Source organism: Ralstonia sp. 22111 (assembly GCF_052045895.1).
GTDB lineage: Bacteria > Pseudomonadota > Gammaproteobacteria > Burkholderiales > Burkholderiaceae > Ralstonia > Ralstonia wenshanensis.
In genome coordinates, this window is the sequence record NZ_JBQEPR010000001.1 from 61,914 (window position 1) to 73,946 (window position 12,033).

11 protein-coding genes are annotated in these 12,033 nt (G+C 65.0%); 2 read left to right on the plus strand and 9 right to left on the minus strand.

The window, feature by feature from the left end; all coding sequences use genetic code 11:
- Positions 1–20: 20 nt before the first annotated feature.
- The 3 genes from ACTJK4_RS00300 to ACTJK4_RS00310 form a co-directional block, all read right to left on the minus strand.
- Complete coding sequence (locus ACTJK4_RS00300) at positions 21–959, minus strand: bestrophin family protein (RefSeq protein WP_440476962.1); 939 nt, start codon at positions 957–959, stop codon at positions 21–23.
- A gap of 269 nt (positions 960–1,228) precedes the next feature.
- Positions 1,229–1,504: a fucose-binding lectin protein gene (locus ACTJK4_RS00305; RefSeq protein WP_232041639.1), complete on the minus strand. Its 276-nt coding sequence runs from the start codon at positions 1,502–1,504 to the stop codon at positions 1,229–1,231.
- Positions 1,505–1,873: 369 nt separating this feature from the next.
- Positions 1,874–2,986 carry a hypothetical protein gene (locus tag ACTJK4_RS00310; RefSeq protein ID WP_343621045.1) on the minus strand — a complete coding sequence of 371 codons (1,113 nt, stop codon included), beginning with the start codon at positions 2,984–2,986 and terminating at the stop codon, positions 1,874–1,876.
- Positions 2,987–3,183: 197 nt separating this feature from the next.
- Here ACTJK4_RS00310 and ACTJK4_RS00315 point away from each other — a divergent pair, with 197 nt between their 5' ends.
- A complete protein-coding gene (locus tag ACTJK4_RS00315; RefSeq protein WP_440815193.1) occupies positions 3,184–4,404 on the plus strand; it encodes an alginate lyase family protein in 1,221 nt (406 codons plus the stop codon).
- Positions 4,405–4,464: 60 nt separating this feature from the next.
- Here ACTJK4_RS00315 and ACTJK4_RS00320 read toward each other — a convergent pair whose 3' ends face one another.
- The 5 genes from ACTJK4_RS00320 to ACTJK4_RS00340 all read right to left on the minus strand — a co-directional run bounded on the left by ACTJK4_RS00320 (position 4,465) and on the right by ACTJK4_RS00340 (position 8,342).
- Positions 4,465–5,202 (minus strand): amino acid ABC transporter ATP-binding protein, encoded by a 738-nt coding sequence (locus tag ACTJK4_RS00320; RefSeq protein ID WP_322017115.1) that lies wholly within the window; start codon positions 5,200–5,202, stop codon positions 4,465–4,467.
- The gene (locus ACTJK4_RS00325; protein WP_232041635.1) at positions 5,189–5,842 is read right to left on the minus strand and encodes an amino acid ABC transporter permease; all 654 of its coding nucleotides are present in this window, start codon (positions 5,840–5,842) and stop codon (positions 5,189–5,191) included. The genes ACTJK4_RS00320 and ACTJK4_RS00325 overlap by 14 nt, the downstream gene beginning before the upstream one ends.
- The gene (locus ACTJK4_RS00330) at positions 5,839–6,570 is read right to left on the minus strand and encodes an amino acid ABC transporter permease (RefSeq protein WP_440476960.1); all 732 of its coding nucleotides are present in this window, start codon (positions 6,568–6,570) and stop codon (positions 5,839–5,841) included. The genes ACTJK4_RS00325 and ACTJK4_RS00330 overlap by 4 nt, the downstream gene beginning before the upstream one ends.
- Positions 6,571–6,728: 158 nt before the next feature.
- On the minus strand, positions 6,729–7,556 hold the full coding sequence (locus ACTJK4_RS00335) for a transporter substrate-binding domain-containing protein (protein WP_440476959.1): 828 nt from the start codon (positions 7,554–7,556) through the stop codon (positions 6,729–6,731).
- 21 nt (positions 7,557–7,577) lie between these two features.
- Positions 7,578–8,342, minus strand: a complete 765-nt coding sequence (locus tag ACTJK4_RS00340) for a FadR/GntR family transcriptional regulator (protein ID WP_440815197.1) — start codon at positions 8,340–8,342, stop codon at positions 7,578–7,580.
- Positions 8,343–8,813: 471 nt separating this feature from the next.
- Between ACTJK4_RS00340 and ACTJK4_RS00345 the strand changes: the two genes are divergently transcribed.
- On the plus strand, positions 8,814–10,892 hold the full coding sequence (locus ACTJK4_RS00345) for a hypothetical protein (protein ID WP_440815199.1): 2,079 nt from the start codon (positions 8,814–8,816) through the stop codon (positions 10,890–10,892).
- Between the two features lie 71 nt (positions 10,893–10,963).
- Here the strand turns inward: ACTJK4_RS00345 and ACTJK4_RS00350 are convergent, their stop codons facing one another.
- Positions 10,964–11,965, minus strand: coding sequence for a helix-turn-helix transcriptional regulator (locus ACTJK4_RS00350; protein WP_316881654.1), 1,002 nt, complete (start codon positions 11,963–11,965; stop codon positions 10,964–10,966).
- Between the last annotated feature and the right edge of the window lie 68 nt (positions 11,966–12,033).

A 12,033-nucleotide genomic window follows, 5' to 3' on the forward strand; every position in this document is an offset into this window, starting at 1 on the left:
ACTGCGCCGCAACCGCGGCATCAATCGAAGATCACCCCACGCCGCACACCCTCACGCGGCGGCGGGCTCGGCTCGCCAAGGATGTCGAGCACGGCATCTTCAATCGTGTGGGACAGCGCGTTGAGCGCGAGATCGTTGTCTTCAGTGCCAAACGGATCTTCAAGCTGCGAGGCGATGGCCTCGTGCGCCATGAAGGTGTACGCCACAAACACCGCAAACACGGGTGTGAAGCTGCCGATGCTTTCCACCAGCCCGAACGGCAGCGCGGCGCAGAAGAAGTACACCGTGCGGTGGATCATGACCGAGTACGCAAACGGCAGCGGTGTGCCGGCAATGCGCTCGCACCCGCCAATGCTGTTCGACAGCTCGTTGAGGTTGCGGTCGAACGCCAGGGCGGCAACCCCATCGAGCGCACCGGCTTGCGCGCGACGCTGCACCCATTCACCCAGCCACTGCACGAGGACGATGGGCCGGTAGCGCGCGGCCATCACGCGTTCGAGCAACGGTGCGGGAAGGCGGGCCGCGAGGTCTTCGCGCGCATCGGTGTGGCGCAACTGGTGGCGCAGCGCGTGCGGCAGCGCACCCAGCACCTGTGCGAACTCGCGCACATCGGCATCGGCTGCCGCATCGTTCGGGCCATCCCCGCGCGGCAGCGTCAGCGCCTGACGCGTGAGCGAGCGCGCCGTGTTGAGCAACTGGCCCCAGAGCTTGCGGGCCTCCCAGTAGCGGTCGTAGCTGGCGTTGTTGCGAAAACCCAGGAACACCGCCAGCGCAATGCCGACGAGCGAGAACGGCGTCGTGCTCAGGTTGACTGAGATGGGCAGCAGGTGCGCATGCACCGCAATGGCCACCAACGACACGAAGAAGATCAGGAACAGGCGCGGCAGAAGCTGCGGCAGCACCGAACCGCGCCATGCCAGAAGCATGCGGAACCAGTGCAGATGGGGGCGGACAACCATGGGGCGGGTGAGGCGAGAGCTTGGAGTGCCGCGATTATCGCAGAGCACCCCGGGTGTCTGACACCCGTTTTTTTGCTGCTTCGGGCACGTTTGGCCCGTGGACCATACCCCCGCCGCGTCGACCCATATTTTATGGGTTGATTATCTTTAAATACTGGCCCTGGCGCATTAAAAATACAAAACACAAATCGGCGCAAAGCGAACGCACTCGCTTTACGCCGATGCATGCAGAACCGCACCGCATTCTGCATGTTCAGGTCTGCGGTAAATCAGTTGGTCTGGGTATAGCCGCCCTTGGTCCAGCTGTTGCCGTCCCAGCACCACTCCGTGGTATTGCTGCCGCTGGTGGCATATACGCGGATATGGATAGCGCTGCCGACCAGCCAGCTCGTGACGGAGACGTTATCGCCGGGCTCGCTGAAGGCGCCCGTGTACCACCCCTTCCCGTCATAGCAACGCTCGGTGATCTTGCCACCATTGGCCGTGTACACACGGATCGACGGCACTGTCCCCCACGACGTGGCAGCGGTCTGAACGTTCGACATGTTTTATCTCCAGAATGTGATTTCAATATCCATCAAGCAAATGCATCGAGATTTTCTCGGCATTTACTACGGCCCGGCTTCAGGGCTTCGCTAGCATAAGCAAAGAAAATTCCAGTTGCTGCTGAGAGATAAGAAGCACAGATGGAGAGAAAACTTACTGAACAAATGACCGATTTTTTGCGCCTAACCATTATGTTGAGCGCACCACCAAAATAAACAAAAGGCACCAGATGAGGTGCCTTGAAAATGTCTAATCCAAAATGGCTGCATGCGATGGCATATGCGCCCCCCCGGTAACAAGGCGGACGCAGCCCCCCGGCATGAACGCACCCTGGAAGGACGGCGCCTGGCCGAGCAGGGAGCCGCGCCTTACCGCGCCGGTTCCTGCCGACGCGCCGGCAGGATGGACGGATCGCGCTGCAGCATCGCCACGAGGTTGCGTACCAGCAGCTGCGCGTTGTCGCCAGCGGACTGCGCTGCTTGACGCACGGCCGGGTGCAACACGCCGGCTGGGCGAGCAGCAATGTCTTGCAGGTGGTCGATGACGTCCTGCCGGTGGAGGCCCGCTTCTGCCGTCATGTCTTCGTGCTCGCCAGCAAAACCGGTGAGCATGTCGACGGCGCGCCGCAGCGTCTGGACGTTGACGCCCAGCGTTGCCGGCACAAGCCCCGCCTGCGCTGGCGCACGCGGGCCCCCAGGTGGCGGCCGGCGCCGTGAATACACCGGTGGATTGCCCGTCAGCACCCCCACCAGATTGCGGATCAATTGCTGTGGGTTGCCGCCCGCCTGTTCGGCTGCAGCCCGCACGGCCGGGTGCAGACGGTTGCCGGGCACGGCCGCAATGTCCTGCAGATGATCGATCACGTACAGCGCGTGATGTCCGGCTTCTGCAGTCATGTCCACATCGTCCAGACCGTTGAGCATGTTCACGGCGTCAGACAGCATGTCAGCGCTCACACGCAACGGCGCCGGATTGCCGAGCAGCAGGTCGGCAACGACGTAGCCTGCATGGAGTGCCAGCAACGCCGTACTGAACATCGTCACGGATACCCCGCCAGCGTAGGCATGAGGGTCATTGCGCCGCTCGGCACGTTGCATGCTGTAGTTGCCCATCGCAACGCCGCCCACGCCAGCAGTGAAGAGCGGATGATTCAACGCATATTGCGCGGCTGCAGCCCCTGCGCGAACGCCCACATGCGCGGCTTGCGCACCGGCATTCGCCAAGACCTGCCTCGCGCCACGCAGGCGATCCAGCGTGGCAGCAATGCGGCCGCGCGGCAGTTCTTCCACGGCGGTATCCGCAGCCGGCACGCGGGGCGCATTCGCAGGCGCGGGCGGCAGTGCGGCCAGGGCACCCTCACGGGCACGCGCAGGGCGCTGGCGCAGATCGGACTGAGGATGCGGGCGAGCCTGGCTGGTCGACGCCTCGCCCGTAGACGGCGGCGGCACGGCCGAAGAACTGGAACCATCAACACGCGGCATGGCAACTCCTGAACAACGGGCAAGGGGGGAGCGTGCAATGTTGTGGCAACACGCAACCGGCAAGGCCACCCGGCACGAAACCATGGCCGGCCAAACGAACCCACGCCCACCATCCACACCCTCAAAAACCGTTGAGCGTTGACGCCGCCGCCCCGCACTTGGAGCATCACAGGCGTATTGCTAACCCTTGGATGCCCATGCAGAACACCCATCGCCCCCGACTGTTCCGACGCTGGCTTTGTGCCGTATTGCTGACCTGCGCCGCCGGCGTCACAGCCGCCGCGCCAGAGACGAAACCGTTCGTCCACCCCGGCCTGCTGCATACCGAACAGGATTTCTTGCGCATGCGCCATGCCGTGGCGCGGGGCACGCAGCCATGGCAAGACGGCTGGCAACGGCTCACCGCCAATCCGCATGCCTCGCTCAAATGGAATGCGCGCCCGCAGGCCGTCGTCTATCGGGGGCGCAACCCCGAGCACGCCGAGAACTACGCCGCGCTGTTCAACGACGCGGCCGCCGCGTATGCACTGGCACTGCGCTGGAAGGTCTCGGGGGACGACGCCTATGCACAGAAGGCCATCGACATCCTGAACGTGTGGTCAGCCACGCTGACGCGCATTGACGGCAGCTCGGACAAGTTCCTCGCGTCGGGCATCTACGGTTATGAGCTGGCGAATGCCGCCGAAATTCTGCGGGCCGCGCCGCAGTGGCGGCCGGAAGATTTCCGGCGCTTCCAGGCCATGATGCTCAATGTGTTCTATCCGATGAACCACGACTTCCTGACCCGGCACAACGGCGCCAAGATCGACCACTATTGGGCGAACTGGGACTTGGCCAACATGAGCGCAATGCTGGCAATCGGCGTGCTGACCGACCGCCGCGACATCTATGCCGAAGCCGTGGACTACTTCAAGCACGGGCAAGGCAATGGCGCCATCGACCACGTGGTCTGGCGGCTCTATCCCGATGGGCTCGGGCAGGTGCAGGAGAGCGGGCGCGACCAGGGGCACACCATGCTCGACATCGCGCTGCTGGGTGTGTTTTGCCAGATGGCGTGGAACCAGGGCGACGACCTCTTCGGCTACGACGACAACCGCGTGCTCAAGGGCGCCGAATATGCCGCCCGCTACAACCTCGGACAGGACGTGCCGTACACGCCGTACCGCAACAGCGACGTGACGCAGGCCGAGATTTCCACCGGCGGGCGCGGCAACGTGCGCCCCGTCTGGGCACTGCTCTACAACCACTACGTGGTGCTGAAGAAGAAGCACGCCCCTGGGGTGACTGCGTTTGCCCAGCAGGTGCAGCCCGAAGGCGGGGGCGGAGACTACGGCCCGAACAGCGGCGGCTTTGACCAGCTCGGCTACGGCACGCTGGCGTATACGCTCAAGCCACTCGCTGCATCGGTCCAACACTGACACTGACGCTGACACGGACGGCACCCGGCGCGCAGCGGGTGCGCCGTGCCGTCGCAACGCTCACTGCACCGCGCCAATGAACGCCGCCAGCTCTGCCGTCTTGGGGCTGGCAAACACGTCCTTGGCCGGCCCGCTTTCATGGATCAGCCCCTGGTGCATAAAGACGAGCTGATCGCCCACGTCACGGGCGAAGCGCATCTCGTGCGTGACCATGATCAGCGTCATGCCTTCGGCGGCGAGCTGCTTCACCACGGCCAGCACCTCGTTCACCAGCTCAGGGTCCAGCGCGGAGGTGATCTCGTCGCACAGCAGCACCTTCGGCTGCATGGCCAGCGCGCGCGCAATGGCCACGCGCTGCTGCTGGCCGCCGCTGAGTTGGTCGGGGTAGGCATCGAACTTATCGGCCAGGCCCACCTTGACGAGCATCTGCCGGGCGAGGTCGTTGGCATCGGCCTTCTTCATGCCCTTGACCACCACGGGCGACAGCGCCACGTTCTCGCCGGCCGTCAGGTGCGGAAACAGGTTGAACTGCTGGAACACCATGCCCACGTTCAGGCGCAGCGCGCGCAGTTGCGCGGGCGTGGCCTGCGAGCCCTTGAGCACCGCGTTGTCGACCACGATCTGGCCGTCGTCGATGGCTTCCAGCCCATTGATGGACCGCAGCAGCGTGCTCTTGCCCGAGCCGCTGCGCCCGATGATGGCGACCACCTGGCCGCTTTCCACGCGCAGGTCCACGCCCTTGAGCACATGGTTGTTGCCGTAATGCTTGTGTACGGCGCAGAGATCAACGAGCGGCATAGAGCTTCTTTTCCAGATGAGAGGCGTAAAGAGACAGCGGCCAGCACAGCGCAAAGTACGCAACGGCCACCAGCCCGTAGATGAGGAATGGCTGGAAGGTGGCATTGGCCAGTACCGAACCCAGCTTCGACAGATCTTCAAACCCGATGATGGAGGCCACCGCCGTGCCCTTGACGATCTGCACCGAGAACCCGACCGTGGGTGCAATCGACAGGCGCACCGCCTGCGGCAACACCACGTGCCGCATCTGCTGGAAGTAGCCCATCGCCAGGCTGGAAGACGCTTCCCACTGCCCGCGCGGAATGGCCTCGACACAGCCGCGCCACACCTCGGCCAGATAGGCACTGGTGTACAGCGTCAGGCCGATGGCGGCAGCCGTCCACGGCGACATCTCGAACCCCGCCATGGATGCACCAAAGAACACGATGAACATCTGCATGAGCAGCGGCGTGTTCTGGAAGAGCTGGATGTAAGCCTTGCTCACGCGCTGCAGCGTGGCGTTGCGCCCCACACGGGCAAACAGCACGACCAGGCCGGCGGTGCCGCCCAACGCAAAGGCCATGAGCGACAGCATGAGCGTGGCAAGCAGCCCTTCCCCCAGCTTGAGGAGAATGGGCAACAGAGGGATGTCGGAGATCATGCTGCGTTTCCAGTGGTAGCGGCTGCGTTGGTGGTAGCAAGCGGTGCAGCCGACGCCGCCGGCACGCGGCGCCCCACGACAAAGCGCTGCCCGATCCAGGCCAGCAACTGGCGCAGCAACAGCGCCAGCGCAAAGTACAGCGCCGTCACCACCAGGTAGGTTTCAAACGCGCGGAAGTTGCGCGACTGGATGAAGTTGGCGGCAAAGGTCAGGTCCTGCGCGGCAATCTGCGAGACGACCGACGTGCCCAGCATCACGATCACGATCTGGCTGCTCAGCGCCGGCCACACTTTCTGCAGCGCGGGCCGCAGCACCACGTGCCGGAAGATGGCCCAGCGGCTCATCGCCAGCGCGTTGGCGGCTTCCAGTTGGCCGCGCGGTGTCTCCTGAATGCCCGCACGCACGATCTCGGTGATGTACGCGCCCAGGTTGACCACCGCCGTGAGCAACGCCGCCTGCCATTCGTTGATCTGCACACCCAGCGAGGGCAAGCCGAAGAACACGAACATCAATTGCACGAGGAACGGCGTGTTGCGGATGCCCTCCACATACACCTTGAACAAGGCATTGAACGGGGCGATGCGCCAGGCGCGGCACACGCCCCCGGCAATGCCGATGGCGCCACCCGCCACCGCGCCCGCCGCCGTGAGCGCGAGCGTAAATGCCGCACCCTGCGCGAGCTGGCCGCTGTAACTGAAGACAGCGCCAAAGTCGAATTGATAAGCCATGAAGAGGTCCGGCGTACGTGCGTTACGAAGCTGCGTAGAACCTGTTCACGATTCGTAGCGAGCGGCCCGAGGTTGGCCGGAGAAGCGCAGCCGTACATGGGTACGGCGAGCATCGCTGGGCCAAGATCGGGTCGCGCAGTAGGATCGTGGGCAGGTTCTTACATCTTTGCCGGCAGCGGCATCTTGATCCAGCGCTGCGACAGATCGTTCAGGTGGCCATCCGTCTTCAGCTTGGTGATGATGACGTTCACCTTGTCCAGCAACGCGGGCTCGCCCTTGGCCACGCCCACATAGCAGGGCGTGTCTTCCACGGGGAACTTCATGTCGAGCTGGCGCAGCTTGGTGCGCTCGTTCACCGCGTTGGCCACGATGTTGCCCACCGTCACCAGCTGCACCTGGCCGATCAGGTAGCTCTGCGCGGTGGCGTTGTTGTCTTCATAGCGCTTGATGGTGGCCGACGCCGGCGCCACGGCCGACAGCGCCAGATCTTCAGTCGAGCCGCGCGTCACGCCAATCGTCTTGCCGGCCAGATCTGCCGGCGCCTTGATCGACACATCCTTCGGGCCGTACACGCTCTTGGGGAACGGCGCATACGCCTGCGAGAAGTCGATCACCTTGGCACGCTCGGCGTTCTTACCCAGGCTGGAGATGACGACATCCACCTTGCCCGTGGTGAGGAACGGAATGCGGTTGGTGCTGGTGACGGGCACCAGCTCAGCCTTCACGCCGAGTTCCTTGGCGATGAGGCCGGCCATGTCGATGTCATAGCCCTGCAGCTTCAGGTCCGGGCCCAGCGAGCCGAACGGCGGGAAGTCGTTCGGGATCGCCACGCGGATCACGCCGGCTTTCTGGATGTTGGCCAGCGCATCGGCATGGGCCGGGCGGCCCGGCAGCAGCGCGACAAGCGCGCTGACCGCCATGACGGCGTGGAAGAACGTGCGGCGCGAAACACGGTGCGACGAGTGCAGAGCAAGGGTGCGGATCATTCAAAAACTCCTTCAGGAAATTCAGGAAATCGAGACGAGGCGAAAGGAAACCGGTTCGTGCTGCATGGGTTCGGCCGTGGCGGGCGCGGCGCTCAAATCGATGCCGCTGCGGCGCGCGGCCGACAAAAGGTGAGCACGCATGGCCTCTGCGCTGGCGGCGGCATCGCCCGCGGCAACGGCCTGCACGATGGCGTCGTGCTCGTGCGCAGGGTGGTCGTCTGCGCCATTGCGGGCAAAGGGCAGGCGCAGGCTGTGGCCGATGGCGTGCTCCAACTGGCCGGCCATCGCCATCAAACCCGGGTTGCCCGACAACTGCGCGAGCAGCAGGTGGAAGTGCAAGTCGGCCTCTGCAGCGCTCAGCAGGTCATTGCGCTCCAGCGCATGCGCCAACTGCTGCTGCAGCCATTGCAGGTGACGCAGGCCGGCGGCATGCATGCGCGCGGCGGCCAGCGCCGTCCAGCCCGGCTCCAGCACCAGACGCAGCTCGATCAACTGACGCGGCGACAGCGTGCCCAGCGCCGGCGTGGCAAACGGACGATGCAGGCGTTCTGCGCTCGCCCGCTCTGCGCCAAACTTCTGGCCACGTACCACCACGCCACGGCTGGGGAGGATGTCCACGAGGCCCAGCGTCTCGAGCACCGTCAGCGCCTCGCGCAACGACGCGCGGCTCACGCCCAGCGTTTCCGCCAGCTCACGCTGCGGCGGCAAGCGGCTGCCACTCGGGTAATCGCCGCTCAGGATGCGTTGCTGGAGTGCTTGCGCGACGGAGGATGGAATGCTGTGCATGGGCCGACGTTAGAGAAAGACGCGGTCGTGGTCTGACCGGTCGCCCACTGCTTATGCGAGTTTTGTGCCATGCAGCATCCAGTGGCTTGCTGGGCTGCACCGCGGGCGATTGATTGCCTGGGCGCTGCCCGTGGGCGAGGCGTGCGCTGCCGGATGCGGGCATCAGCCGCTTGGAGTTGGTGCGGGCCGCACCGATTTGGAACGCCCTGCCCCGCGCATCGATACCCCAAGCGCAGCAGCGCGGGCCGTAGTGCGTTGCGCCGAAGCCGTCTTGCGTGCAGCGCAGGTTTGGTGCGCCCGACCGGCTTGTTCATGGCGCGAAGCCATGGGGATTTTCAAGAACTCTCAACAGCCCCGCTCTTGCCTTGACGCGTGCTGAGGTGACATGGGATACCGCGTGCTCAATACGGCGCACCCCACTTTCGTAGGGGGCGCCTGCCCGCGTAACCCATCCAAAAAATGAGCCCAGACATGTCGTTGACGACGAGAAGAACGCGCGCGCCGCAAGACCCGCATCCATACCTCGCGCGGAGCATGGTGATCGGTTTGCTGAGCCTGGGGCTGGCGGCCTGCGGCGGCGGCGCCGACACGCCTGCAGACTCGTCCACGGCCGCAACGACGGCCCCCGTGGCAACGTCGAGCCCCGGGGCCAGCCCGGCACCAGCGCCCGCGCCGGCCAGCACCCCGACCACTACGCCGACGCCGACGACGCCAGCACCGACCCCAGTGCCCACGCCCGCACCCGCACCCGCACCCGCGCCTGCGCCTGCGCCTGCGCCTGCGCCAACCACGCCTACTCCGACGATCACCTGGCTGAACCCCGCATCGATCGCATGGGGCACGGCGCTCAGCACCGCGCAGTTGAACGCGACCGCCAATGTGCCCGGTACCTTCACGTATTCGCCGGCAATCGGGACCAAGCCGGAGGTCGGCACGCAGACCCTGTCGGTGACATTCACGCCGCAGGACACGACCAAATACGCCAGCACCACCACCGTGCGCACGCTGACCGTCAACAAGGCCGAACCGCCCGTGCGGTGGGACTTGCCTGCTGCCGTGACGCAGGGCTCGGCGCTGACGCCTGCGCAGGTCTCCACCGTGCCCTATGCGCTGTATGGCATTCAGGGCACTGTGGACCCGGCGTCTTACACCACCGCTGATGGCGCACCGCTGAGCGCCGCCACCACCAGCACGGCCGGCAGCGTGATCCTGCAGGCGACGTTCGTACCGCGGGACAGCGCGCACTACCGCACGGCCCTGGTCAGCACGGCGCTCACCATCAAGCCCGCCGCTGCGGCCGCCGCCATCAACTTTGGCAGCGCGAGACAAACCATCCAGGGGTTCGGCGGATCGGCGGCCTGGTACTACAGCAAGATGGCGGACGACCGCCTGAACGCGCTGTTCGGCACCAGCCTGGCCGACAGCCTTGGGCTGTCCATCCTGCGGCTGCGCATTGCACCCGCCGAGTGGAACACCACGACGCAGACGGCCGACACCACGCAGTGGACAGCCGAGCTGGAGAACGGCGCCGCCGCCCAGGCACGCGGCGCCCTCGTCTTTGCATCGCCGTGGACGCCGCCGGCGAGCATGAAGATCGTCAACACCACCCGCAGCAACCCGCTCTACAGCGGGCGCCTGGACCCAGCCCGCTACGCCGACTACGCCAAGTACCTGAACAGCTACATCCGCTATGCCGCCACGCGCAACGTGAGGCTCTACGCCGTATCCCTGCAGAACGAACCGGACTGGGACCCCGCGACCTACGAGTCCTGCCTCTGGAGCCCCGAAGAAATGCGCGCCTGGACTGCCGCCCAAGGCGCAGCAGCAGTGGCCGGCACCACGACCAAGCTGATGGCGCCGGAATCGTTCTACTTTTCTCAGGCCACGGCGGACACGCTGCTGGGCGATGCCAATGCCGCCGCCAACGTCTCGATCATTGGCGGCCACCTGTACGGCGGCGTGCCCGCGTATCCGACGTCAGCCCGGAGGCTGGGCAAGGACGTCTGGATGACCGAACACTTCCTGGATTCTGTGAACAAGGCTGACAACAAGACGTCTTGGCAGACGAGCATTGACGACGCGATTGCCATTGCAAAGGAGATCCACGACGGCTTTACGCTGGGGCAGTACAACGCGTACGTCTACTGGTGGCTGGTCAACTCCAACGATGCCCAGCCCACCGGCCTGATCGGCTCCGACAACAAGCCCACCTACTTTGGCATTGGCCTGAAGCACTTTGCGTATTTCATCCGCCCCGGCTACGTGCGCTACGACACGACAACACTGCCGCAGAAGGGCGTGCGTGTTTCTGCGTTCGGCACGCCTGCGGGCGCCGCCGACAACAAGGCCGTGGTGGTGCTGGTAAACGAGAACGCCACGGACGTGACCCTTACGGCGTCGATCAACCCTGCGGGGCGCACGGTGACCAGCCTGACGCCGTACAGGTCGACTGCAACCGCAACGTTTGAGCAGCAGGCGCCCGTGGCCGTGAGTGGGAATACGTTCACGGTGACGCTGCCGGCGAAGAGCATTACAACCTTGGTGAACTAGGCACCGCCGAGGCAGCATCGGGAATCAAGGATCGCGCATCGGCCGCCGTGGCGCGGCCGTCGTCGCCCGCATCAGCGCGCAGCAATAACACGCGCCGCCACAGCACTGCGCGATTCGATCCCAAGCTTGTCCAGCACGCGCCCGACGTGGCTGCGCACCGTCCAGTAACTGATATTGAGCGCCTTGGAGATCTGCTTATCCGACAGGCCCTTGAGCAGCAGTTCGCACACCTCGCCTTCGCGCCGTGTGACCTTGAACTTCTGCTGGAACCACGCGCCCGAGCCCACGGTGCCGGCCGTCAGATACAGCCGGTGAACAATGCGGCCATCTGCGGCGTGTTCGAACTTCGTGCAGAGATCGAACCCGGCCCACTGCATCGGCTCGCTCGCGCCTAGGGCAATCCGGCTCAACAGCAGTAGCAACCCTTCGCGTTCGCTTGCCTCCCACCCCGCCATCAGCGCTTCTGCGGCGCGGTTGGGTTGTGGGGCCTGCGCAGGGTCGAGCACGAACGACGGGCGGCTGCTTGCGGCGTGTTCATCGCCCTCCAACGCGGCGAAGGCGCGTTGCCGGTGGGCGTTGATGAGGTGTGGCCGCAGCAGATCGAGAATGCGCAGCTCGCGCTCGCCAAAGACGCGGCCGACTTCACTCGTGCCGAGGCGGTAATCGAGCAAGGTTCCGCCTCCGGCATCCAGGCACAGGCTCATGCCGGGGTAGACCTTGTACCGCGTGAGGAAATCGGTGAAGTATTCCGTGCGCTGCAGGCTGCGCCGGCCGATGATCCCCTCCACGAGCAGTGGGTCTGCGCGACGGTGCAACAGCGGGGAGATCGGGTCGACCGCATGGAAGTACTGCTTGTAGTCCGCATTCAATTGGAGATCCCGGCCCCACGTGGAGGTGTGGATGGGAATGGGGTTCGCCTCGTGCCGGACGATATGCGACATGACATCAATGCCCAGCAATGACTCGAGCTTGCGTGCCACCGCTGGCCGCTCCGCCACGCTATCGGGCGAGGCCTCGTGCAGGCTGCCGACGAGCGCCGTCAGCAATTGAAGATCATTAAGCGAAAGCGTCATTGCCACCCTACTGCACCTGAGAATGCTGGACGGACCCGGCAGGGCGAGACATCAAGCGGCGCGCTCAT

Excerpts from the sequence above, each read along its gene's own strand:
- ACTJK4_RS00310 (WP_343621045.1), bottom strand. The coding sequence starts at position 2,986 with ATGCCGCGTGTTGATGGTTCCAGTTCTTCGGCCGTGCCGCCGCCGTCT.
- ACTJK4_RS00335 (WP_440476959.1), bottom strand. The coding sequence starts at position 7,556 with ATGATCCGCACCCTTGCTCTGCACTCGTCGCACCGTGTTTCGCGCCGC.
- ACTJK4_RS00350 (WP_316881654.1), bottom strand. The coding sequence starts at position 11,965 with ATGACGCTTTCGCTTAATGATCTTCAATTGCTGACGGCGCTCGTCGGC.
- ACTJK4_RS00315 (WP_440815193.1), top strand. The coding sequence starts at position 3,184 with ATGCAGAACACCCATCGCCCCCGACTGTTCCGACGCTGGCTTTGTGCC.
- ACTJK4_RS00320 (WP_322017115.1), bottom strand. The coding sequence starts at position 5,202 with ATGCCGCTCGTTGATCTCTGCGCCGTACACAAGCATTACGGCAACAAC.
- ACTJK4_RS00305 (WP_232041639.1), bottom strand. The coding sequence starts at position 1,504 with ATGTCGAACGTTCAGACCGCTGCCACGTCGTGGGGGACAGTGCCGTCG.
- ACTJK4_RS00300 (WP_440476962.1), bottom strand. The coding sequence starts at position 959 with ATGGTTGTCCGCCCCCATCTGCACTGGTTCCGCATGCTTCTGGCATGG.
- ACTJK4_RS00345 (WP_440815199.1), top strand. The coding sequence starts at position 8,814 with ATGTCGTTGACGACGAGAAGAACGCGCGCGCCGCAAGACCCGCATCCA.
- ACTJK4_RS00330 (WP_440476960.1), bottom strand. The coding sequence starts at position 6,570 with ATGGCTTATCAATTCGACTTTGGCGCTGTCTTCAGTTACAGCGGCCAG.
- ACTJK4_RS00325 (WP_232041635.1), bottom strand. The coding sequence starts at position 5,842 with ATGATCTCCGACATCCCTCTGTTGCCCATTCTCCTCAAGCTGGGGGAA.
- ACTJK4_RS00340 (WP_440815197.1), bottom strand. The coding sequence starts at position 8,342 with ATGCACAGCATTCCATCCTCCGTCGCGCAAGCACTCCAGCAACGCATC.